The 21,329-nt window shown below is 64.7% G+C and carries 19 protein-coding genes; 10 read left to right on the top strand and 9 right to left on the bottom strand.

Annotation, left to right across the window (positions count from 1 at the left end; genetic code table 11):
• Positions 1 to 5: 5 nt before the first annotated feature.
• Positions 6 to 1,796: an ATP-binding cassette domain-containing protein gene (locus tag ADADO0_RS05765; RefSeq protein WP_511304152.1), complete on the bottom strand. Its 1,791-nt coding sequence runs from the start codon at positions 1,794 to 1,796 to the stop codon at positions 6 to 8.
• A 315-nt stretch (positions 1,797 to 2,111) separates the two neighbouring features.
• Here ADADO0_RS05765 and ADADO0_RS05770 point away from each other — a divergent pair, with 315 nt between their 5' ends.
• Positions 2,112 to 3,026 (top strand): NAD(P)-dependent oxidoreductase, encoded by a 915-nt coding sequence (locus ADADO0_RS05770; RefSeq protein WP_511304153.1) that lies wholly within the window; start codon positions 2,112 to 2,114, stop codon positions 3,024 to 3,026.
• A 97-nt stretch (positions 3,027 to 3,123) separates the two neighbouring features.
• Here ADADO0_RS05770 and ADADO0_RS05775 read toward each other — a convergent pair whose 3' ends face one another.
• A complete protein-coding gene (locus tag ADADO0_RS05775; protein WP_511304154.1) occupies positions 3,124 to 4,215 on the bottom strand; it encodes an NADH:flavin oxidoreductase/NADH oxidase in 1,092 nt (363 codons plus the stop codon).
• A 103-nt stretch (positions 4,216 to 4,318) separates the two neighbouring features.
• Between ADADO0_RS05775 and ADADO0_RS05780 the strand changes: the two genes are divergently transcribed.
• Entirely contained in the window at positions 4,319 to 4,624 is a 306-nt protein-coding gene (locus ADADO0_RS05780) for an ArsR/SmtB family transcription factor (RefSeq protein WP_511304155.1), read from the top strand.
• A 14-nt stretch (positions 4,625 to 4,638) separates the two neighbouring features.
• On the opposite strand, the gene ADADO0_RS05785 is transcribed toward ADADO0_RS05780, so the two are convergent.
• The gene (locus ADADO0_RS05785) at positions 4,639 to 5,190 is read right to left on the bottom strand and encodes a hypothetical protein (RefSeq protein ID WP_511304156.1); all 552 of its coding nucleotides are present in this window, start codon (positions 5,188 to 5,190) and stop codon (positions 4,639 to 4,641) included.
• 202 nt (positions 5,191 to 5,392) lie between these two features.
• Between ADADO0_RS05785 and glgA the strand changes: the two genes are divergently transcribed.
• Complete coding sequence (glgA, locus tag ADADO0_RS05790; protein WP_511304157.1) at positions 5,393 to 6,889, top strand: glycogen synthase GlgA; 1,497 nt, start codon at positions 5,393 to 5,395, stop codon at positions 6,887 to 6,889.
• A gap of 176 nt (positions 6,890 to 7,065) precedes the next feature.
• Here the strand turns inward: glgA and ADADO0_RS05795 are convergent, their stop codons facing one another.
• On the bottom strand, positions 7,066 to 7,509 hold the full coding sequence (locus tag ADADO0_RS05795) for an SRPBCC family protein (RefSeq protein WP_511304158.1): 444 nt from the start codon (positions 7,507 to 7,509) through the stop codon (positions 7,066 to 7,068).
• Positions 7,510 to 7,943: 434 nt separating this feature from the next.
• On the opposite strand from ADADO0_RS05795, the gene ADADO0_RS05800 reads away from it, so the two are divergent.
• Positions 7,944 to 8,978 carry an agmatine deiminase family protein gene (locus ADADO0_RS05800; RefSeq protein ID WP_511304159.1) on the top strand — a complete coding sequence of 345 codons (1,035 nt, stop codon included), beginning with the start codon at positions 7,944 to 7,946 and terminating at the stop codon, positions 8,976 to 8,978.
• A gap of 11 nt (positions 8,979 to 8,989) precedes the next feature.
• Complete coding sequence (locus tag ADADO0_RS05805; protein WP_511304160.1) at positions 8,990 to 10,696, top strand: amidase; 1,707 nt, start codon at positions 8,990 to 8,992, stop codon at positions 10,694 to 10,696.
• A gap of 229 nt (positions 10,697 to 10,925) precedes the next feature.
• Here the strand turns inward: ADADO0_RS05805 and ADADO0_RS05810 are convergent, their stop codons facing one another.
• Together ADADO0_RS05810 and katG are read right to left on the bottom strand one after the other, a co-directional pair.
• Positions 10,926 to 11,183, bottom strand: a complete 258-nt coding sequence (locus ADADO0_RS05810; RefSeq protein WP_511304161.1) for a hypothetical protein — start codon at positions 11,181 to 11,183, stop codon at positions 10,926 to 10,928.
• 311 nt (positions 11,184 to 11,494) lie between these two features.
• A complete protein-coding gene (katG, locus tag ADADO0_RS05815) occupies positions 11,495 to 13,759 on the bottom strand; it encodes a catalase/peroxidase HPI (protein ID WP_511304162.1) in 2,265 nt (754 codons plus the stop codon).
• A gap of 129 nt (positions 13,760 to 13,888) precedes the next feature.
• Between katG and ADADO0_RS05820 the strand changes: the two genes are divergently transcribed.
• Entirely contained in the window at positions 13,889 to 14,827 is a 939-nt protein-coding gene (locus tag ADADO0_RS05820) for a hydrogen peroxide-inducible genes activator (RefSeq protein WP_511304163.1), read from the top strand.
• Here ADADO0_RS05820 and ADADO0_RS05825 read toward each other — a convergent pair.
• Positions 14,802 to 15,761: a LysR substrate-binding domain-containing protein gene (locus ADADO0_RS05825; RefSeq protein WP_511304164.1), complete on the bottom strand. Its 960-nt coding sequence runs from the start codon at positions 15,759 to 15,761 to the stop codon at positions 14,802 to 14,804. The genes ADADO0_RS05820 and ADADO0_RS05825 overlap by 26 nt on opposite strands.
• 178 nt (positions 15,762 to 15,939) lie before the next feature.
• On the opposite strand from ADADO0_RS05825, the gene ADADO0_RS05830 reads away from it, so the two are divergent.
• The 4 genes from ADADO0_RS05830 (at position 15,940) to ADADO0_RS05845 (ending at position 19,767) form a co-directional block, all read left to right on the top strand.
• Positions 15,940 to 17,262 carry an aspartate aminotransferase family protein gene (locus tag ADADO0_RS05830; RefSeq protein WP_511304165.1) on the top strand — a complete coding sequence of 441 codons (1,323 nt, stop codon included), beginning with the start codon at positions 15,940 to 15,942 and terminating at the stop codon, positions 17,260 to 17,262.
• Positions 17,263 to 17,351: 89 nt separating this feature from the next.
• A complete protein-coding gene (locus ADADO0_RS05835; protein WP_511304166.1) occupies positions 17,352 to 18,254 on the top strand; it encodes an amino acid ABC transporter substrate-binding protein in 903 nt (300 codons plus the stop codon).
• 44 nt (positions 18,255 to 18,298) lie between these two features.
• Entirely contained in the window at positions 18,299 to 19,090 is a 792-nt protein-coding gene (locus tag ADADO0_RS05840) for an amino acid ABC transporter permease (protein WP_511304167.1), read from the top strand.
• Entirely contained in the window at positions 19,087 to 19,767 is a 681-nt protein-coding gene (locus ADADO0_RS05845) for an amino acid ABC transporter permease (protein WP_511304168.1), read from the top strand. The genes ADADO0_RS05840 and ADADO0_RS05845 overlap by 4 nt, the downstream gene beginning before the upstream one ends.
• Positions 19,768 to 19,856: 89 nt before the next feature.
• Here the strand turns inward: ADADO0_RS05845 and ADADO0_RS05850 are convergent, their stop codons facing one another.
• Both ADADO0_RS05850 and ADADO0_RS05855 read right to left on the bottom strand, forming a co-directional pair.
• A complete protein-coding gene (locus ADADO0_RS05850; protein WP_511304169.1) occupies positions 19,857 to 20,834 on the bottom strand; it encodes a Bug family tripartite tricarboxylate transporter substrate binding protein in 978 nt (325 codons plus the stop codon).
• A 76-nt stretch (positions 20,835 to 20,910) separates the two neighbouring features.
• Complete coding sequence (locus ADADO0_RS05855; RefSeq protein ID WP_511304170.1) at positions 20,911 to 21,327, bottom strand: cupin domain-containing protein; 417 nt, start codon at positions 21,325 to 21,327, stop codon at positions 20,911 to 20,913.
• Positions 21,328 to 21,329 lie beyond the last annotated feature (2 nt).

The following is a 21,329-nucleotide window of genomic DNA, read 5'->3' on the forward strand; positions in this document are numbered from 1 at the left end:
CGGTTTCACCGTTTCAGAGCCTTGGCAGCGTCGCGATAGACCGACGGGTCGAAATAGCTGAGGTCGGCCAGCGCCTCAAGACTTCCTTCGGCAACGAAAAGCTGCTGGGCAGTATCGAAGCTCTTTATATCGGCCTCTTCCAGCTTGCCGTGGAAGCTGACGGGCCAGGTCTTGGCATAAGCCTCCGCCTCGTCGGGGGCAAGCTTCAGCGATTTCGACATCAGCGCCGAGATCAGATCCGGCTCCTTCACGCCGATGGCGATCGCGTCCATGACGGCGGCGATGAAAGCCACCGCTTCCGGGCGGCGGGTCTCAAGGATGCGCTGCTGGATGACGCCCGCGCCGAGCGGCGGAAGTGCGCCGTCGCCGGCGAGCTTCGCCCATTCGGTGAGCTGGTTGGCGAGCGACTTGAGCTTGAGACGCTCAGTATACTGCACCACGGAGACTTCGCGCAGCAGCGCCGCATCCACCTCGCCCTGGATGAGGAGCTGCACGAGACGTGCCTCGCCGCCGCCGATCGGGCGGTAGGCGGACGGTTCCAGCTTATGGTTCCGCGCGAGGAAGGCTTTGGTATAAGCCGCCCCGGCGCTGCCCGCCGGAGCCATGCCGATGGTCTTGCCGCGCAGATCGGCGATGGTCTTGATGTCGGGATTGCGGGTAACAAGCTGGCCGTCGGCGATCTGCGTCGACAGCACGATCTTGATCGGCCGCTTCTTCGCCGCGAGGTCGAGGGCGCCAGCGCCGCTGACGCTGAACGCGCCGTCGATGCGGTCGGTGGCGAGCGCGATGGTGTTCCCGTTCACATCCGCGAAGCGAACGAACTCATAGGCGAGGCCATACTTCTCGAAGAGCTTCTTTTCCTGGATCAGTTCAATGAGCGCGAGCTGGATCCCCGTGGCCCAGTAGCCGACTCTGAAGGGCGCGGTCTGCGCCCGCGCGGTGCGCATCAGGAAGGGCGTCGCGAGTGCACCAAGGCCGCCTGCGAGAATCTGACGGCGGCTGGGGGAGGAACTGGGGCGTTCGGGCGTATCTGTGGTCACTTGGTTCATCCTTGAAGGGCCGTCGTCAGCGATCATGGTGTTCAATTTGGCGACCAGCGCGGTGCGATCGCCCTCAATCGGCAATTCCCGCAACCCGTCGGTATCGATGACGAGGGCGCGGTCGGCGAGCGTCACCGCTTCCTCGGGGTCGTGGGTGACAAGCAGCGCCGCAAAGCCAAAGTCAGCACGCAATTTCAGAAGCAGACGGTGCATTTCGCTGCGTGTCGCCGGATCGAGTTTTCCGAACGGCTCGTCCAGCAGCAGCACCGGCGCGCGCAGGGCCAGCGCCCGCGCAAGGGCGACGCGCGAGCGCATGCCGCCGGAAAGTTGCGAGGGGTAGAGGTCCCCGGCGGTCGGCATGCTGACGCGGGCGAGGGCGTCGCGAGCAAGGGCGATGCCCTCGTTCCGGGGGACGCCAAGCCGCTCGGTGGCCAACCGGATATTGGCTTCCGCGGTCCGCCACGGAAGCAGGCGATCTTCCTGAAACATATAGGCAAAGGGAGGGTTGCGGCCGGTGCTGTGCTGGAATGCGACGCGCCCGGCCTGTGGCTTCAGCAGCCCGGCAATGACATTGAGCAATGTGGTCTTGCCGGAGCCGGATCTGCCCAGGAGCGCCACGATCTCGCCCTGACGCACAGCGAAAGAGCATCCGCTGAGGCCGGATACAGCCCCTTGGCCGCGCTTGAAGGTGACGCGAATGCCGTCAACCTCCAGGGCCATACCTTCTGCCGCGAATGTGCCTGCGGAGTGTGTCATGCATAATCCACCAGGGACACAGGCGCCCTTTTATCTCCGGGCGCAGCTGTCCAGCCACATCATTGAGTACCGCCTGGGGCGGGTCATTCAAAATGACTAAATCGACTATTCCTATCAACTTTTGGAATATCGAAAGAATAACATTATATTTGTGTGTATTTTGTGATTGCCTGGAGGGCATAAGGAGATACGTGACATCCCAGCCTGCGCCGGCGTGATGCGCGGCACCGGCGCTTCAGCGAGGCTTTGTGTGGCCAACTTACCTCCGCATCGCGCCGCGCTATAACGTGCCCGTCAGACTGTGGGAGCCTTTGCATGCGTGCCGTTTTCGTGGATGCCAGCCCGACCCTCGCGAGCGTCATGGATCGTCTTCATCGCGCTGACGATCCGCTCATGTCCGTACACCGCGACCCGGACGTGACGCCGGCGGCATTGCCTGCTCTTCTTCAAGGCGCGCAGGTCGCCGTGATCGACCACACCGACTTTCCCACCGAGATCGCGCGTCGATGCGCCGGGCTGAAGCATGTGGTGTTCCTCGGCACCGGCGCCCGCAGCTATATGAACCCCGAGGAATTGGCTGCAATCGGTATCACCGTCCACCTCATCAAGGGCTATGGCGACACCGCCGTCGCCGAGTGCGGCTTTGCGCTCATGTGGGCGGCAGCCAAGGGTCTCGCCGTCATGGATCGCGGCGTGCGCGCCGGCCGCTGGCTGCGCACCGACGGTGTCCAACTCACGGGCAAGACACTGGGCCTTGTCGGCGTCGGCGGCATCGGCGCGGAAATGGCGCGGCTTGGTCTGGGTGCGGGCATGCGCGTGATCGCCTGGAACCGCTCGCCCCGAGATATCCCCGGTGTGGCGTTCGTTACACTTGAGACGCTGCTCGAAGAGAGCCAGGTGGTATCGCTGCATCTCGTGCTGAATGACGAGACCCGTGGCTTCCTCTCCGCCGCCCGTATCGCGGCCATGCGGCCAGGTGCCATTCTGGTGAATACGGCACGCGGCGCGCTGATCGACGAAGACGCGCTGGTGGCCGCCCTGAGGTCGGGTCAGGTGGGGCATGCGGGGTTGGATGTCTTCGTCACCGAGCCGCTGCCGGCGGACCACCCGTTCACCACCCTCGACAATGTGACGCTCTCGGCCCACTCGGCATTTCGCACGCCTGAGGCCAGCGACAACCTCATCGAAGCAGCCCTGGAGCATTGCCGCCGCATCCGCGCGGAGGGCTGAGGCGCGACGCGCACAAAGTCTGGGGCATGTTCAGGGATCTCATGGGAAAGAGATCGCTCGGCTGGTCATTCCAGCCGAGCGATGTGTCTTCTCACGCTCAGGCCGACCGGTAACGCTCCAGCCAGTGGGCATAAGGGACAGGCAAGGTCCAGGCGGGCCTGTCGATGCCGAGTTCGCGGGCGGCACGATAGGGCCAGTGCGGGTCTTCCAACAGCGGGCGGCCCAGTTCGACCAGATCAACCTTGCCTTCCGCAATCAGCGCATCGGCCTGCGAGGGCTGGTTGATAAACCAGCTGGTCGCCGCCGGCAGGCCGGTCTCGCGACGCACGCGCTCGGCGATCGGCGCCATGAAGGCCGGCCCCCATGGAATCTTTGCGCTCGGGGTGGAGAAGCCGACGCTGACGTCGATCAGATCGAGGCCCGCCGCCTTGAGGCGACGCACCATCTCGATGCCTTCTTCCAGGTCGTCAGTGCCATCGAACTCGGTGACGCCGAACCGCGCCGCCAGCGGCAGGTTTTCGGGCCACACCTCGCGCACGGCGGCAAGCGTTTCCACCATGAAGCGGGCGCGCCCTTCAAAATCACCGCCGTAGGCGTCCTCGCGTTTGTTCGCCCATGTCGAGAAGAAGCTCTGGCCGAGGTAGCCGTGGGCGAAATGCATCTCCAGCCATTCGAAACCGGCAACGCGCGCGCGCACGGCCGCAGCGACGAAGTCGGCCTTGACCCGTTCGATGTCCACCAGTGTCATGGCGCGCGGCACCTTGCCCAAGCCGCCGCCGAAGGCGACTGCCGATGGCGAGATGGTTTCCCAGCCACGCGGATCATCTGCGTCCATGTGGTCATCGCCCTCCCAAGGACGGTTGGCGCTGGCCTTGCGCCCGGCATGGCCGATCTGGATGCCCGGCACAGCTCCTGCCGCCTTGATGAGTGCGACGGCCTTGGACCATGCATCGCCCTGCGCGTCGGTCCACAGACCCGCGCAGCCGGGAGTAATGCGACCCTCGGGGGATACGGCGGTGGCTTCGGCGATCACCAGCCCCGCGCCGCCGCGTGCCAGCCCGGCGAGGTGGGAGATATGCCAGTCGTTTATGACGCCCTCGTCGGCGGAATACTGACACATGGGCGACACCGCGATGCGGTTTCGCAGGGTGATGTCCTTCAGCGTGAAGGGCGTGAAAAGTGCGGCCATGGGGGCTCCGATAATGGCGGTCCGAATTGCGGACGATAGATACGCTATTTCGAGTATTATCGAACAATAGAATAAATGAAAAGCGCGTGATAGAGTTTGGGGCATGCGAACCATGACTCACCCCGCGATCGAGGAGGTCGCCCTCAGCCAACTGCTCTACGCGCTCAGCGACCCGGTCAGGCTGGGCGTGGTGCGCCAATTGGCGGCGGCAGGCGAGGCGACATGCGCGGCGTTGGATGGGGGACGTCCGAAGTCCACCATGTCGCACCATTTCCGTGTTCTACGCGATGCCGGCTTGGTGCGCACACGCACGGATGGTCCTTCGCATATGAATGACCTGCGGCGTGACGAACTTGATCGGCGCTTTCCCGGACTGCTCTCTGCAATCCTCGCGGCCAATCCAGAGTAGATTTGGCCTGAGCATTATTTCGGAAAGAACGATCCCGGAATGTCGAAATCGCCCACCGCCTTCAGGCCCGCTTGCTCGAAAAAGGTGGAGCCGAGCGCGCTGACGGCCGCGCCACGACACGACATGGTCGCCATCTCCTTGCCGTCCTGCTCCATCACCACGCCAGCGACCTCCAGCGGTCTGCCCTTGGGGTTCCATCTTCCGATGGCGGTAAACACTGTGTAGCGGATGCGCTGGTCCTCAAACCGCAACCAGGCCCCACCGCCGCCCGAGAACATGAGTGTGCCGACCGTGAAGGCATCGGCAGGCCGTGTGTCGGCCGGCGGATACGACATCAGCACCCGATCCAGGTGACCAAAGCGATATTGCAGGAAACCCTTGCCCGGAGCGATCTCGCGCGAGGCGCAGACCGAGGCCGTGTGGCTGCCGAAGTCGCAGGAGAAGACGATGCTCTCATCCGCCCGGCAATAGGTCGCCGCAGGCGCGCCGCGAGCAGGCGAGAGGCCAAGCGCGGCCATAGCCAGAACGCACGCCATTTTGCCCGAAAAGAGCCTGTGCAGGGACATGACGTCGTTCCGAAAGCGTGGCTGCGGGGGAGGGCTCTCAGACATCCTACGCCGCGCGACAGGCCGTGAAACACCCCTATTGAGTGGCCTGAGAGCGATTTTGCTTAAGCTTGTGCATTGCAATATTTCCGCACTGCACTCTGGAACTTCGCGATGCGTCAATCGTTAAGGGAGGAATTCAAGATATTCAGGCGCCGGCACCATGACGATTGCAGTCGATAGTTCGGCGTCCTGTGTGGGATTTGCGCAAGGGGCGCAATTAGCGGTTGACCTACCAACTCTGCTTTCGGCCCAGACCCGCCTCCTCTTCGTGACCCCGGAAATGGGAGACTTCATAAAGGCCGGCGGCCTCGGCGAGGTTTCCGCAGCCCTGCCGCGCCAATTGCGCTCACGTTGTGATGTCCGCGTCGTCTTGCCTGGATACCGGGCCGTTCGGACCGCGATGCCCGCAATGGAAGTGGTTCGAGAGATGCCGGGGACCGCAGGCTTGCCCGCCTGGTCGCTCGGCCGCTTCTCCACACATGACGGGTTGACGGTCTACGCCGTCCTCTGCGACGAGCTTTATGATCGAGACGGCTCGCCTTACGGCGCGTTCGGCGGTGGCGACTTTGTCGACAATGACAAGCGGTTTGCCCGGCTGTGCTTGGCCGCCGCTGAAATTGCGGCCGGCGAGGCCGATCCGAACTGGAAGCCCGATGTCGTCCACGTCAATGATTGGCCGTCGGCTTTGGCGCCCGGCTATATCAGGTGGAAGGGTCTTTCCACGCCCACCATCCTGACGATCCACAACCTTGCCTACCAGGGCATCTATCAGCCCGAGCGCATGGGCGAACTTGCCATCCCGGATCTTGCCTTCGGCATCAACGGCGTGGAGTTCCACGGAAAGCTCTCCTTCCTGAAGGCCGGCATTTACTATGCCTCGCATGTCACGACTGTCAGCGAGACCTATGCCCGCGAGATCGTCACACCCGACCACGGATGCGGGCTGGACGGCCTCCTCAAGACGCGAATGGACCAGGGGCGGGTCAGCGGCATCATCAATGGCATCGACGACAGCTGGTCCAACCTTGAAACCGGTGGCGACGAGACCAGCCTGAGCCACTGGAAAGCGCAATATGCCGCCGAGGTTCGCCGCAGCTTCGCGCTGCGCGACAGTAACGGTCCGCTGTTCGCGATCATCTCCCGTCTGGTCCACCAAAAGGGCATAGACCTCGCCATCGAGGCGGCGGAGACGATCGTCGCCAATGGCGGTCAACTGGTGGTGACCGGTCGTGGCGAGGCGCCGATGGAAGAGGCGGTCGCACGCCTCGCGCGGCAATATCCCAATGCCATCGCTGCCCGCATCGGCTTCGACGATGCCGAAGCGCGCCGCATGTTTGCGGCCAGTGACTTTCTGTTGATGCCTTCGCGCTTTGAGCCGTGCGGCCTGAGCCAGATGTACGCCCAGCGCGTCGGCACCTTGCCGATTGCATCACGCACCGGCGGTCTCGTCGACACGATCGACGACGGGGATTCCGGCTTTCTCTTCTCATCTTTGACGCGAGCAGGCCTGGCTTCCGCCGTGACGCGCGCGTTTGAAGCCTTCCGCTCCAAAAGCTCGTTCGGCCGCATGCGGAGAAACGCGGTCGCGAAACGGTTCGACTGGAGCCAACCGACTGGCCGCTACGCCGCGCTTTACGCGCAGGCACTGGGTGGGTGAGGGAATTTTGGTGTTTCGCGGGAGACGGCCCTGGCTTTATTGGCGCAACCCGCCTGTGACGGGTCGCCGCCGCCGGAGCGGGGAAGGCCTTGAGCGCGTTCCGAATTAGACCCGGTATGGTGACTTTAGTGGTTCGCCTGCTCTGGCGGACACTCTGTCTGGCCGGATCCAGTCGGTTATTGATTGATCTCGGGCTCGACCAGACGGGCAAGGTTTCGTAGCGTGTCCTGCCAGCCGAGATAGCATCCATCCGGCGGGATAAGGTCCGGGATACCGGCCTGCACGATGTCCACCTCGGTGCCTGCCGAGACCTGCTTCAAGCTCACGGTCACTTCCATCTCTCCGGCCAGGGCAGCCTCATCGAAGCGTTCCGTGTAACGGACGCGCTCGCCCGGCACGAGTTCGAGAAATTCGCCGCTGAACGCGATGGATCCGTTGGTCGTGAAATTGCGGAAGGACATCCTGAACGTGCCGCCGACCTTCGGCTCCAAATGGTGCACGGTGCAGACGAAGCCGTTGGGCGGAAGCCATTTCGCCAGCGCATCGGCCTCGACGAAGGCGCGATAGACTTTCTCAGGGCTGGTTGCCAGGACGCGGTGAAAGCGGATCGTACTGGGCATCTCGCTGCTCCCGATTTTGTCGAAACATAGCCCGAGGACGAGCGAGACGTTGCCTGTCCGACATGGGGCATCAGACTTTTCTGGAAGGAAGCACCCAAGGGTGTGCCGCGGCCGCTCTCCCGTCGCCCGCTCGGTCAGCAGGTCGCTCTCGAACGTCTGCCGCCGCTCGCGGCTCCGCCCGCCGCCAAGGCGCGAGCCTTCAAGGACATAAGCTGCACCGAGCATCTCCTCCGGCGTTTTGAACGTCAGGGCGCTGGGTTCTCGGGGCGCGTTATCCTCTTAACATCCACCCGCGGAAAAGTGGCTGGGTGGGCCCTATGGTTCCCTTAAGCATCCTGCCGCGACGCAGTTTAATCGCCGGGCTCGGTTCCCTTCAGTTGCGGTTCGCCGGGCGCGTATGCAAACAAGGCGACGTTCTGTTCAAAGGAGCCGACATGACCTGGACGATGCCGCCCGAAACCGCCCCGCAAGAGCGGATCTGGATGGCCTTCCCGCGTGAAGGCCAGACCTTGGGCGAAAGCGCCGAGATGCGCGAGGCTGGCTATGCGGCCTGGGCCGCCGTTGCCAACGTGATCGCCGGGTTCGAGCCGGTGACCATGATCGTCGACCCATCCGAGGCCGCCCGCGCGCGCGGAATGCTGGATGGCGGCATCGAGATCGTCGAACGCGTCATTGACGATTACTGGATGCGGGATTCAGGCCCGACGTTCGTGACTGCCACGGACGGCACGCTTGCGGCAGTGGACTGGATATTCAACGGCTGGGGCAACGGCACCTGGACCAGCGCCACCAACGATCGTGGCTTGGCGCAGTTCATCGCCGGGCTTGTGGGAGCGCCGGTGGTATCTTCGCTTCTCGTCAACGAAGGCGGCGGCATCCATGTCGACGGCGCGGGCACGATCCTCCTCACAGATACGGTGCAATTGGACCCGAACCGCAATCCCCATGCCGATAAGGCCCGGGTCGAGGCCGAAATGGCCCGCACGTTGGGTACACAAAAGGCGATCTGGCTGCCACGCGGGCTGGAGCGCGATTACGAAACTTTCGGCACCAACGGCCATGTGGACATCGTCGCCACCTTCCCGGCCCCAGGGAAGGTGCTGCTTCATGCCCAGCGGAACCCGGAACATCCCGACCATGCCCACATGCGCGAGGCGCACGCGATCCTCTCCGCCGCGACCGACGCGCAGGGGCGCCGCCTTGAAATCATCGATCTCCCTGCCCCGGACACCTTGCGGGATGACCACGGCTTCGTGGACTGGAGCTATGTGAACCACCTTGTGGTGAATGACGGCGTCATCGCCTGCGGCTTCGGCGAACCGCGCGCGGATGCGCAAGCGCGGGACATCCTTGCTGCGGCCTATCCCGGGCGGCGGGTCGTTACGGTGGATGCGCGCGAACTGTTCGCGCGCGGCGGGGGAATCCATTGCATCACGCAGCAGCAGCCGAAGGCGCAGGTGCGCAAGTGAAGGGCGTGCAAATGAGCGCTGGGCAAACGAGCGTCGTCGAGGCCTCCATCGCCGATCTGCGCGCAGCGCTTGAGGCGGGCAACGTCACGTCCGAGGGGTTGCTGGCCGCCTACATGGCCAGGATCGACGCCTATGACCGGGCCGGGCCGATGCTGAATGCGGTGCCGGTTCTCAATCCGCAAATGTGGGACGAGGCGCGCGCCTCGGATGCGCGCCGCGCGGCCGGCGCAGTGCTGAGCCCGCTGGACGGCATCCCCTACACCGCTAAGGCGAGCTACAAAGTGCGCGGGCTGCCGGTCACGGCCGGCTCGCCGGCCTTCGCAGAACTGGTGGCGCAGGATGATGCCTTCACCATCGCCCGGCTGCGCGCGGCGGGGGCGGTGCTGATCGGGCTGACGAACATGCCGCCCATGGCCAATGGCGGAATGCAGCGCGGGCTCTATGGCCGGGCCGAAAGTCCATACAATGCCGACTGGCTGACTGCGGCCTTTGCCTCCGGCTCATCCAACGGCTCGGGCACGGCGACGGCCGCGAGCTTCGCCGCCTTCGGCCTGGGCGAAGAGACCTGGTCCTCGGGCCGCGCCCCCGCCGCCAACAACGCCCTCTGCGCCTATACGCCTTCGCGCGGCGTGATCTCGGTGCGTGGCAACTGGCCCCTCGTTCCCACGATGGACGTGGTGGTGCCGCACACCCGCAGCATGGCGGACATGCTGGAAATCCTCGACGTGATCGTGGCGGACGATCCCGAGACGCGCGGCGACCTCTGGCGCGCGCAGAATTGGGTTGCGATACCCCAGGCCTCCGACATCCGCCCGCTTTCCTACCCAGCGCTCGCGGCTGGCGCGACCCTGAAGGGCAAGCGGCTCGGCATTCCGGCCATGTATATCAATGCAGACCCGGATGCGGGCACTGCGGAGGCGCCGGGCATCGGCGGGCCGACAGGGCAACGCATCGACACCCGCCCCTCCATCGTCCAGTTGTGGCAGTCCGCGCGGGCGGCGATGGAGGCGGCTGGCGCCGAAATCGTGGTGGTCGATTTCCCGCTGATCACGAACTACGAGGGCGACCGCCCCGGCGCGGCGACGATCAAGACGCGCGGACTGGTCAGCGCGGCCTATCTGAAGCGCGAGATCGTGGATCTGTCGGTCTGGTCCTGGAACGATTTCCTGTCCGCGAACAACGACCCGCGCCTGAACCGCGTGGCGCAGGTGGACGGCAGCCGGATATTTCCCCCGCTGCCCGGCGCTCTGCCGGACCGCTACGTCGGCTTCGACGACGACATCACCCATTATCCCGATCATGCCCGCGCCCATCCCGTGGGCGATTTTCGCGAAATTCCACTTTTGGAAGAGGGCTTCCGGGGCCTTGAGGCGACACGTCGGGTCGATCTGGAAGAGTGGATGGACACCCTCGGCCTCGATGCCGTGGTGTTTCCCGCCGTGGCGGATGTGGGCCCCGCAGATGCCGACGTGAATCCCGCTTCGGCGGACCTGGCCTGGCGGAACGGGACATGGGTGGCGAACGGCAATCTCGCGATCCGGCACCTCGGCGTCCCCACGGTCACGGTGCCCATGGGCATCATGGGCGATACGGGAATGCCCGCCGGCCTGACCTTCGCTGGCCGTGGCTGGGACGACAACGCCCTGCTCGCGCTTGCCGCCGCGTTCGAGGCGACCGGCCCCTATCGCCAGGCCCCGCATCGCACGCCGGAACTTTGATAGCGTCAGCTGGGTGAACTTACCGGATCGCGGCTCTCACGATGGCCTCGGCACTCAGCTCCGGCAGGCACAGCCGGCCTGCATTCCCGCGTGAGCCCGAATCCGGCGACGAGAATAGATAGTTCGTTGCGCCGTATAAGCGGCGCTTAGGATCACGATCCGGCGATTAAGGGATCTAACGCCGGCATAGGGTGGCGATGGGTCGCGGCGGCGGGATAGTGCTCAAAGATCAGGGCAAGCGGGCGCCAAAAACGCCGCCGACGGCGACCAGCCCGGCGATGACGAAGACGGCATAGACCGCGCTGAAGTTGTCCTGGGGATCGGGGCTGGATGCCAGGAACACGAGCGGTCCCACCACAAGGCCGACAACCCCCGCGAACAGCAGTGCAGGCCACATGAGCCGCATCTTGCGGCCAATTATGTAGGCTCCTGCGACGGCGCCGATCGTCCACGCGGTCAGGATCGCTTGGATGGCCCACTCTTCCATGCGTCCCTTTCCGCCCTTTGGGTCGCCGAGCAGATACAGATCACACTCTACGGCGCTGAGATCTCCCGCGCCATGTCATGGATGAGTGGGCAGCTGGGCTGCGTCCTGGTGCTGGCCCACTTGGCAGGCCATCTCCACCGAAGCGCCGAGATCGACTGGCGCCGCAACGATGATTTCAGCGGCGGCAGAGCTGTGCGGCAGATCCTCGCCTCATGCGTCACTCCTCGCCAATATGTCAGAAGATTGTCTGGGGGGGCGTGAGAACAATCCAACCGCCGCTCGTGTCAGCGGCGGTTGGATTGTTGAGAGGATCAGGCGAGGTCGAAGCGGTCGAGGTTCATCACCTTGGTCCAGGCCGCTACGAAATCCTTCACGAACTTGTCCGTCGCATCCGAGGAGGCATAAACCTCGGCCAGGGCGCGCAGGATCGAGTTGGAGCCGAACACGAGATCGGTACGGGTGCCGGTCCACTTGAGCGCGCCGGTCTCGCGGTCACGCCCTTCGTAGACGTCCTTGGAGCCCGCCGCCGCCTGCCATTGCGTCCCCATGTCCAGCAGGTTGACGAAGAAGTCTGTCGTCAGCGCGCCGGGACGGTCGGTGAGGATGCCGTGGGCGGAGCCCCCGACATTGATGTTGATCGCACGCAGGCCGCCGATCAGAACGGTCAGTTCCGGCGCGGTCAGGGTCAGCAACTGCGCCTTGTCGATCAGGGCGACCTCGCCGGGCACCGGGAGGCCGGGCTTGCGGAAGTTACGGAAGCCGTCCGCAGCAGGTTCGAGCCAGGCGAAGGAGGCGACATCAGTCTCCGCCTGCGAGGCGTCTGTGCGGCCGGGTGAGAACGGCACAGCCACATCGTGGCCGGCGGCCTTCGCCGCCTGCTCGACGCCGGCGTTGCCGGCGAGCACGATCAGGTCCGCCAGCGAGACCTCCTTGCCGCCGGTGGCGCCGAGGTTGAACTCGGACTGGATGCCTTTGAGGACCTTGAGCACCTTGTCCAATTGCGCGGGCTGGTTGGCTACCCAGTCCTTCTGCGGCGCGAGGCGGATGCGAGCGCCGTTGGCGCCGCCGCGCTTGTCGCCGCCACGGAACGTGGAGGCCGAGGCCCAGGCGGTGCCGACCAGTTCCGACACGCTCAGGCCGGAATCCAGGACCTTGGCCTTAAGCGCAGCCGCGTCCGCATTGTCGATCAAGGGATGATCGACGGGGGGCGACGGGTCCTGCCAGATCAGCACTTCCTTAGGCACTTCCGGGCCGAAATAGCGCGAGCGCGGGCCGAGATCGCGGTGGGTGAGCTTGAACCACGCACGGGCGAACGCGTCGGCGAAGGCTTGCGGATTTTCCAGGAAGCGGCGCGAGATTTTCTCAAATCCCGGATCGAAGCGCAGCGACAGGTCGGTGGTCAGCATGGTCGGCTTGTGCTTCTTCGACGGATCGTGCGCGTCGGGGATGATATCTCCGGCATCCTTGGCCACCCACTGATGCGCGCCGGCCGGAGACTTCTCCAGCACCCATTCGAACTTGAACAGGTTCTCGAAGAAGAAGTTGCTCCACTGCGCCGGCGTCTGGGTCCAGGTGACTTCGAGGCCGCTGGTGATGGCATCGCCGCCCGCGCCGGAGCCGAAGCGGTTGTGCCAGCCCAGGCCCTGCGAGGCCAGGTCAGCGGCTTCAGGCTCGGGGCCGACATTGTCGGCCGGCGCGGCGCCGTGGGTCTTGCCGAAGGTGTGGCCGCCGCCGATCAGCGCCACCGTCTCCTCGTCGTCCATCGCCATGCGGCCGAAGGTGTCGCGGATGTCCTTGGCGGCGAGCAGCGGATCAGGGTTGCCGTCGGGCCCTTCCGGGTTGACGTAGATCAGGCCCATCTGCACGGCGGCAAGGGGCTTTTCCAGGTTGCGCGAATGCACCGTGCCGTCGGCATTGTCGTCGGAGACGAGCACGGCTTCGTCTGCCGGCTTTTCCACGCCTTCAGAACCATGGGCATAGCGCAGATCGCCGCCCAGCCAGGTGGTCTCACGGCCCCAGTACACATCCTGGTCGGGTTCCCAGGTGTCCGCGCGGCCGGCGGCAAAGCCGAAGGTGCGGAAGCCCATGGTCTCCAATGCCACATTGCCGGTGAGGATCATCAGGTCGGCCCAGGAGATCTTCTGGCCGTACTTGCGCTTGATCGGCCACAGCAGGCGGCGCGCCTTGTCGAGGCTGACGTTGTCCGGCCAGCTATTGAGGGGGGCGAAACGCTGCTGCCCACGCCCGCCACCGCCACGCCCATCGCCCACGCGGTAGGTGCCGGCGGAGTGCCAGGCCATGCGGATGAACAGCGGCCCATAGTGCCCGAAATCGGCCGGCCACCAGCTCTGCGACTCGGTCATCAGCTTGCGCAGGTCGTTCTTCAGCGCCTGATAATCGAGCTTCTTGAATTCCTCGCGGTAGTTGAACGCCGCGTCCAGCGGATCGGATTTTGAGGAATGCTGGCTCAACAGGTCGACGCGCAGTTCGTTCGGCCACCAATCGTGGTTCTGGGTGCCGCCGGTCTCGTGGACCACCGGGCATTTTCCCGTGCTCGCGCCATTCGTCTCGCTCATGCTTCCCTCCAAATCCAAGCCGAGGCGATCGTCTGACCGACCATCTCCAAGCTCCACCGACACCGCTCTTAGCAAATCTCCTTCATTAGATTAATTCCGATTTACTGATCGCTGTGATAAGTTTTGATTATGAAAAACCTCACCTTCAAGCAGCTTCGCTATTTCGAGGCGCTGGCGCGGCACGGCCATTTCCGGCGCGCGGCGGAGGCATGCGGCATCTCGCAACCGGCATTGTCGATGCAGATCAAGGAGTTGGAGCAGGAGGTCGGCACCGAATTGTTTGAACGCGGTGCACGCCATGTCCGGCTAACCGGTTTCGGCGAGGACTTCGCCCCGCGCGTTCGCGACATCCTACGCTCAATGGAGGAATTGGGAGATCTGGCGCGCGCCTCGGGGAGCCGCCTGATGGGGCGACTGCGGATCGGCGTGATCCCCACCGTCGCGCCCTATCTGCTGCCGACCTTGCTCGGCAATTTGCGGTCCCAGCACGAAGGTCTCGACATCCATGTCCGCGAGACCCAGACCCCGCGGCTGATCCAGGAACTGGACGAGGGGCGGCTCGATTCCGCCATTGTCGCTTTGCCGGTGTCCGAGCCGGCGCTGGTGGAAATCCCGCTGTTCACGGAGAATTTCTTGTTGGTCCGTCCTGGGGCGGACGCGGGAAAGCCGGTGCCCGAGCCCGAAATGCTGCGCGAAATGCGCCTGCTTCTCCTGGAGGAGGGGCACTGTTTTCGCGATCAGGCGCTCTCATTCTGCAATGTGGACGCGCGCGCCTTGCCCTCTCGCGATTTCCTGGAGGCAAGCTCCCTGTCCACCTTGGTGCAGATGGTGGACGCCGGCATCGGCGTGACCTTGATCCCGGAGATGGCAGTGGCGCTGGAGACCCGCTCGGCGTCGGTTTCCCTGGCCCGCTTCAGGAGCCCGCAGCCCTCCCGCACCATCGGCATGGTGTGGCGCAAGACCAGCCCGCTCGCCAAGCAATTGCTCCAGATATCCGACGTGGTGCGCCGCTCGACTGATGCACTGCCGGCGACGCTTCCCGCTAGGATGCTTCCCCTTTTGCCTTGAGCGTTTCGCGCAGCCATGTCTCGAAGGCGGCGGTATGGGCGCTGCGGCGCAGGCCCCGTGGCCGGACCAGATAATAGGTCGTCGCGTGGATGCTGAAGGCTTCATCGCCGAACGGCGCGACGAGGCGGCCCTCCTTCAACTCCTGCTCCACCAGAAGCTCGCTCTCCAGAATGACCCCGACCCCGCCCACGGCGGCATCGATGGCGATGCTGGAGCGGTCGAGCCACAGTTCATTGGCGACCCGCGCGCCCTCCATCTCGAACTGCCGGAAATAATCCTTCCAGGTCACGGAATTGATGGAGTGGATGAGGGTCGCCCTTGTCAGGTCGCGCGGCAGGTGCAGGTCGAGCTTCGCCGCGAGGGACGGGGCGCAGAGCGGGCGCAGCCGCTCTTCCAGCAGCGGCTCGGCATCGCGCCGCGTGGTGGAGGTGAGGGCATAGGCGATGGCGATGTCGTAGCGGCTGCCGTCCAATTCCTCGGTGGCGGAAAAGGTGGAGAGGCGGACCCTGACCCCAGGATGGCGATCCAGAAAGTCCTGCAGCCGGGGCTGGAGCCATTTCGCTGCGAAACTCGGCCCCGAGGCGATGACGAGATGCCCCTGTTGGGATTGCGGGGCGACCAGAGCCGTCGCGTTGCCAATGATGCCGAATGCCTGGGCAAGTTCGCGGCTGTAAACGCGGCCCGCGCCGGTCAGTTCGGCGCGCCCCGCCCGCCGCTCGAACAGCTTTACGCCCAGGAAATCCTCAAGCTGATGAATCTGGTGGCTGATGGCAGAGGGCGTGACACCGAGTTCTTCCGCCCCCTGCGCGAAGCTGCCATGGCGCGAGGCAGCCTCAAAAGCCAGCAAAGCCTTAAGCGGCGGCAGCCGGGGCGGGCGCGCGCTCTCCGGTGAGCTGGATTGCACAGGTAATGAGAATTTCTCGTTAGCCTTCATCCGCTCATCCCGCCATCGTCTCCCATCGGCAGGGCAATGCAAGATACGGGCAATGAAGCCCGCGAGGCTTTGCCGATACGGGCACCTTCAAACCATCCCGTGGCCGGATGCTATCCGGTCCGCGTGTCTCGGTCATCCGAGCACTGGAGGTGCCATGCCCGGCGTGTGGAGAGGCTAAATGAGCGAGACCCTTCTCGAAGTGGCGAAAGAACATCTTGTCCGGTATGGCGGCGACGCCTTCCCCGCGCTGTTCCGGTCGGCCCGCGGCACCATCGTCAAGGATGCCTTCGGCCGCGAATATCTCGATTTCACCTCCGGCCAGATGTGCGCGACCATCGGCCATAATCATCCGGCGATCGTCGATGCCGTGCATCGGGCCGGCGAAAAGGCGTTCCATTTCTTCAGCGGCATGATCCCTGAGGTCGTGGCCGAATTGGCGCAGGTGCTGGCCAAGGACTGGTTGCCCGGAAATCTCACCAAATCCATCTTCATCAACACCGGCTCGGAGGCGACCGAGGTCGCTCTGCGCATGGCGAAGATGTACACGGACGGCTACGAAGTCCTTGTGCTGGGCGGCTCCTGGCACGGCATCACCGGGGGCGCGAGTGCGGTCTCCATGGCGAGCGACCGCAAGGGTTACGGCGTGGGCACCCCCGGCGTCTATGTGATCCCGGAACCCAACGCCTACCGTCCCTATATCCCGGGTCTCAGCGCGGAGCAGGAGGCGCTCGCCAATCTCGACCTCGCGCTGAAGATGTTCGATATGCAGTCGGCCGGGCGCGGCGCCGCGATTTTGGTGGAGCCGGTGATCAGCGCCGGCGGCGTTCTGGTGCCGCCGCACTCCTTCATGCAGGCGCTGCGCACGGCGGCGGATGCACGCGGAATGCTGCTGATCTTCGATGAGGCGCAGACCGCATTCGGGCGCATCGGCACGCGCACCGGCTCGGAATATTTCGGCGTCGTCCCCGATATCATGACCATGTCGAAGACGCTGGGCGGCGGCCTGCCCCTCGCCGCGGTGGCGACCACCGCCGCCATCGAGGAGAAGCTCCACGCCAACAAGTTCACCTATTACACCAGCCACGTCTCCGATCCGCTGACCGCCGAGGTCGGCCTTGCCGTGCTCGACGTGATCCAGCGCGAGGGTCTGGTGGAGCGGGCCAATGTGATGGGCGACTATCTGCGGGGCCGGCTGGAAGGGCTCCAGCAGAAATACGATGTGATCGGAGATGTGCGCGGCCTCGGGCTGCTGATCGGTGTCGAACTCGTCAGCGACCGCGCCTCCCGCGCGCCGGCCCATGCGCTGGGCGCTTTGACGACGCAGAAATGCTTCGAGAACGGCCTGAGCATGAACATCCGCCGCCGTCCCGAACGCGGCTCGGTGTGGCGCATCGCGCCGCCCCTCACGGTCTCGCACGCGGAGGTCGACCAGGCGGTGGACATTCTGGAGACCGCGCTGCGCGACAGCCTCGACGAGATGGCACGCAACAAGGCCGCCTGACCGCGCCTGCATCGCCGGCGCCATCGCGCGCCGGCGAAACGCCAGCCGACCCCAAGCCCATAACAAACACACCAGAGGGGTTTAGAACCATGTTGAACCTTCGACGCCTTGCGCTCCCGATCCTCGCCATCGCCGCGCTCGGACTGCCCGGCACTGCGATGGCGGCCAGCGCGACCCTGGACGCCGTCAAAAGCGCCGGAAAGCTCACGCTCGGCTACCGGGAATCCTCCATCCCCTTCTCCTATCTCGGCGCCGACCAGAAGCCGGTCGGGCTGTCCATCGACCTGTGCATGGCGGTGGCGGAAAAGGTGAAGCAGAAGCTCGGCCTGCCCAAGCTGGACGTGGCGATGACCGCGGTGAATGCGTCCAACCGTATTCCGCTGATCCAGAACGGCACCGTCAATATCGAGTGCGGTAGCACCACCAACACCGCCAAACGGCAGGAGCAGGTGGCCTTCTCCGTCGCCACGTTCGCGAGCCGGCCAACCTGGCTGACCACTGTCGCCTCCGGCATCGATGGCGTCGCAGGTCTGAAGGGCAAGACGGTGGTCGTCACGCAGGGTTCGTTGAACCAGGCGCTGGCCCAGAAGATCAGCCAGGACGAGGGCTTCAACCTGGTTTTCCTTCAGGCCAAGGACCAGGCGGAATCTCTGCTGATGCTGCGCACCGGCCGCGCGAGCGGATGGTTCGAGGACAAGATTCTTCAAGCCGGCCTGGTCGCGCTCTCGCCCGATCCCAAGGCCCTGAAATTCCTGCCCGAGGAGTTCGGCGGCGTCGATTATTTCGGCCTTATGCTTCCCAAGGACGATCCCGAGTTCAAGGCGCTGGTGGATGAAACCATCGTCCAGATGATGGCTTCGGGTGAATTCACCAAGCTCTACGACAAGTGGTTCACCTCGCCGCTTGCCCCCGGTGGCCAGAACCTCTCGCTGCCCATGAGCGAGGCGCTGAAGGCTCGCGTCGCCAAGCCGAGCGATTCCCTCACGCCCTAATCCGGTCCAGTGTCGCGGGACGAGACCAACGCACGGAGGGGCGGATGTTCGACTTGCTGTTCGAGCGCGGCCCCGACGGGCGGCTTTATCTGGAGTGGCTTCTCTCCGGTCTCGGCTGGACCCTGGCGCTGGCCGTCTTCGGCTGGTGCATCGCCTTCGTCATTGGCGTTGTGGTGGGCATCGGGCGAACCCGCCACGGGGGCGTGCTCGCCTTCGCGGCGCGGCTCTATGTGGAGATCTTCCGCAATATCCCGCTGCTGGTGCAGCTTTTCCTCTGGTACTTCGTGCTGCCCGACCTGCTGCCGTCCACGCTCGGCAACTGGCTGAAGCAGATGCCTCCGCCCTGGGGTGCCTTCGTGCCGGCGCTGCTGTGCCTCGGCCTCTACACCGCCGCGCGCGTCGCCGAACAGGTGCGCGCCGGCATCGAAGCCTTGCCGCGCGGACAGCGTGAGGCCGCCGCCGCTCTGGGGTTGCGGCCCCGCCTGACTAACCGGCTGGTGATCCTGCCTCAGGCGCTGCGCATCATCCTGCCCGCCCTCACCAGCGAGGTGATGGGCATCTACAAGAACACCTCGGTCGCGCTCACCATCGGCCTGCTCGAACTGACGGCACAGGCCCGGCAGATCAGCGAAGCCACATTCCAGACCTTTGCCGCCTTCGGGTGGGCGACCGTGATCTATCTCCTGCTGGCCCTGCTTGCCCACCAACTCATGCAATTCATCGACCGCCGCTTCCAGATTCCCGGCCTCCAGCTGCCGGGGCGGGCACCCCGGCGCGCGGCGTGGCGGGCCTTGTTGGGTATCGGCGGGCCGGCGAACGCGGGAAAAACCTCATGAGCGGCCTGGATTTTTCCATCGTCGTGACCGCGTGGCCCTATCTCTGGCAGGGCCTTCAATTCTCGCTCAGCCTCACGGTCGTCGCATTCATCATCGGCATGACGGTCGGCACTGCTCTCGCGATGGTGCAGCATTTGGAAACGCCGGTGCTTGGCGCGATCGCGCGCTTCTACGTGATGATCATGCGGTCCATCCCGCTGATCATGGTGCTGTTCTGGTTCTTGTTCCTGGTGCCGATCCTTGCGGGATATATGACGGGGGCTGGTCGTCCCATTCCCATCGGCGCGACCACGACCGCGTACCTGACCTTCGGATTGTTTGAGGCGGCCTATTATTGCGAGATCATCCGCTCCGGTCTGCGGGCGATCCCCAAGGGCCAGTATGAGGCCGCGCAGTCGCTGGCCCAGGGCACCTATCACGTCTATCGCCATGTGATCCTGCCGCAGGTCGTGCGGAAGGTGAGCCCGATCCTTCTCAGTCAGACCATCATCCTGTTTCAGGACACCTCGCTGGTCTATGTGCTCTCGCTCACCGATCTGCTCGGTGCCGCCTCGAAGATGGCGCAGATCAACGGGCGGCTGGTGGAAATGTATCTGGCAGCGGCCGCGATCTATCTCCTTCTGTCCTATGCTGCCTCCCAGGGCGTCGCCTTCCTGAGGCGCAGCGCTTCGCGCTGAAATTGTGCACCCGCGCGAACAAAAAAGACCCCGGAGGGCATGGGCCATCCGGGGTTCGGTTTCATGGACACAGGAAGCTGGCGTTCACGTCACTCCAGCTTAACGCCAATCTGCTCGATCAGCGCCTTGTACTTGGCGCTCTCGGCTCTGGTGAAGGCGCTTGTCTCTTCGACCGACAGCACGGAGATATCCGCCCCCTCGGTGAGGAAACGTTCCTTCACGTCCGGCGAGGAGAGGATCTCATTGATCTCCTTGTTGAGGAGGGCGATCACCTCCGGCGGGGTCGCCTTGGGGGCGAAGAAGCCGACCCAGAGGGTGATGTCGAAGCCGGGGATATTGGCGGCTTCCGCGATGGTCGGGACATTGGGGGCGGCGGCGCTACGGTTCGCCGAGGACACCGCCATCAGCTTCATGCGGTTCGCCCGCACGCTCTGCAGCGCCGCCGGCAGACCCGAGAAGAACAGATCGACGTGCCCGCCCAGGATGTCGTTAAGGGCAGGGCCGGCGCCCTTGTAGGGAATGTGGGTGAAGTTGGCTCCGGTCTTCTGCTTCAGCAGTTCGGTTGCGAAATGGCTGGGCGTGCCGATGCCGGAGGAGGCGAACGTCAGCCCGTCCGGCGTCTTCTTCGCCACTTCCAGCATTTCGGGAACGGTCGAATAGGCCGCCTTCTCCGGCGCGACGAGTCCGAGAGGCACAATCGCGGCCATCGCGATCGGCTGAAGATCCTTCTGCGGATCGTAGGTCAGCTTCATCAGGAACGGATTGATGGAAATTTCGGCGGTCTGGCCGGCGAGCAGGATCAGACCATCGGCCGGGGCCTTCGCGACATAGCCTGCTGCGGCGGAGCCGCTGGCGCCGGGGCGGTTGTCAACGATGACCGGCTTGCCGAGCTTCTTCGTGAGGCGCTCGGAGATGATGCGGGCGATCACGTCGCCGGTGCCGCCGGGCGCGTAGCCGACGACGAAGGTGACGTCCCGCGTCGGATAGCTCTGCGCGAACGCCGCGCCCGGAGTCAGGCCGGCGGCGAGGCCGGCAAAAGCGGCAAGGCCGAGGGCCCGGCGCGTCATGGAAAGGGGCCGAGCGGATCGGCCCTTGTGAACTGGGCTCATGGTGTCTCCGTGGGATCGATTGGATATATGGATGTCAGGCGACGCGGGCCTTGTGCTCGTCGTCGATGGAGCGGGTGTCGCCGGTGGCGATGATGGTGCGGGTCGCGTCCACCGAGGCGTAGATCCACAGGATCTTCATGCCCTCGGTTGCGGAGCGGTTGATGAAGCGGTGCGGCAGGTTGGCGGGGATGAAGGTGGTATCCCCCGGCTCAACCTCGTATTGCACGCCGTCGATCTCGGCGATCGCATGGCCTTCGAGCAGCATGACGCTCTCGTCGCAATTGTGGCTGTGCATCGGGATCGCCGCATTCGGCTCGAAGATGGTGATGCCGTTGATGAAGGCGGTGGCCCCGGTCTTGCGGGTCACAAGCGGGATGGTCTTCGCTCCGCCGCCGCGCTCGCGCGCGGGGATTTCGGAGGGCCGCAGGATGGCGGGTTGGCGTTCGCTCATGG

The sequence above is a fragment of the Aquabacter sp. genome, assembly GCF_965279295.1.
Taxonomy (GTDB): Bacteria; Pseudomonadota; Alphaproteobacteria; order Rhizobiales; family Xanthobacteraceae; genus Aquabacter.

Excerpts from the sequence above, each read along its gene's own strand:
- ADADO0_RS05775 (WP_511304154.1), bottom strand. The coding sequence starts at position 4,215 with ATGGCCGCACTTTTCACGCCCTTCACGCTGAAGGACATCACCCTGCGA.
- ADADO0_RS05840 (WP_511304167.1), top strand. The coding sequence starts at position 18,299 with ATGTTCGACTTGCTGTTCGAGCGCGGCCCCGACGGGCGGCTTTATCTG.
- ADADO0_RS05850 (WP_511304169.1), bottom strand. The coding sequence starts at position 20,834 with ATGACGCGCCGGGCCCTCGGCCTTGCCGCTTTTGCCGGCCTCGCCGCC.
- ADADO0_RS05835 (WP_511304166.1), top strand. The coding sequence starts at position 17,352 with ATGTTGAACCTTCGACGCCTTGCGCTCCCGATCCTCGCCATCGCCGCG.
- ADADO0_RS05820 (WP_511304163.1), top strand. The coding sequence starts at position 13,889 with ATGAAAAACCTCACCTTCAAGCAGCTTCGCTATTTCGAGGCGCTGGCG.
- ADADO0_RS05795 (WP_511304158.1), bottom strand. The coding sequence starts at position 7,509 with ATGCCCAGTACGATCCGCTTTCACCGCGTCCTGGCAACCAGCCCTGAG.
- ADADO0_RS05855 (WP_511304170.1), bottom strand. The coding sequence starts at position 21,327 with ATGAGCGAACGCCAACCCGCCATCCTGCGGCCCTCCGAAATCCCCGCG.
- glgA (WP_511304157.1), top strand. The coding sequence starts at position 5,393 with ATGACGATTGCAGTCGATAGTTCGGCGTCCTGTGTGGGATTTGCGCAA.
- ADADO0_RS05805 (WP_511304160.1), top strand. The coding sequence starts at position 8,990 with ATGAGCGCTGGGCAAACGAGCGTCGTCGAGGCCTCCATCGCCGATCTG.
- ADADO0_RS05770 (WP_511304153.1), top strand. The coding sequence starts at position 2,112 with ATGCGTGCCGTTTTCGTGGATGCCAGCCCGACCCTCGCGAGCGTCATG.
- ADADO0_RS05830 (WP_511304165.1), top strand. The coding sequence starts at position 15,940 with ATGAGCGAGACCCTTCTCGAAGTGGCGAAAGAACATCTTGTCCGGTAT.
- ADADO0_RS05785 (WP_511304156.1), bottom strand. The coding sequence starts at position 5,190 with ATGTCCCTGCACAGGCTCTTTTCGGGCAAAATGGCGTGCGTTCTGGCT.
- ADADO0_RS05765 (WP_511304152.1), bottom strand. The coding sequence starts at position 1,796 with ATGACACACTCCGCAGGCACATTCGCGGCAGAAGGTATGGCCCTGGAG.
- katG (WP_511304162.1), bottom strand. The coding sequence starts at position 13,759 with ATGAGCGAGACGAATGGCGCGAGCACGGGAAAATGCCCGGTGGTCCAC.
- ADADO0_RS05800 (WP_511304159.1), top strand. The coding sequence starts at position 7,944 with ATGACCTGGACGATGCCGCCCGAAACCGCCCCGCAAGAGCGGATCTGG.
- ADADO0_RS05845 (WP_511304168.1), top strand. The coding sequence starts at position 19,087 with ATGAGCGGCCTGGATTTTTCCATCGTCGTGACCGCGTGGCCCTATCTC.
- ADADO0_RS05825 (WP_511304164.1), bottom strand. The coding sequence starts at position 15,761 with ATGAAGGCTAACGAGAAATTCTCATTACCTGTGCAATCCAGCTCACCG.
- ADADO0_RS05810 (WP_511304161.1), bottom strand. The coding sequence starts at position 11,183 with ATGGAAGAGTGGGCCATCCAAGCGATCCTGACCGCGTGGACGATCGGC.
- ADADO0_RS05780 (WP_511304155.1), top strand. The coding sequence starts at position 4,319 with ATGCGAACCATGACTCACCCCGCGATCGAGGAGGTCGCCCTCAGCCAA.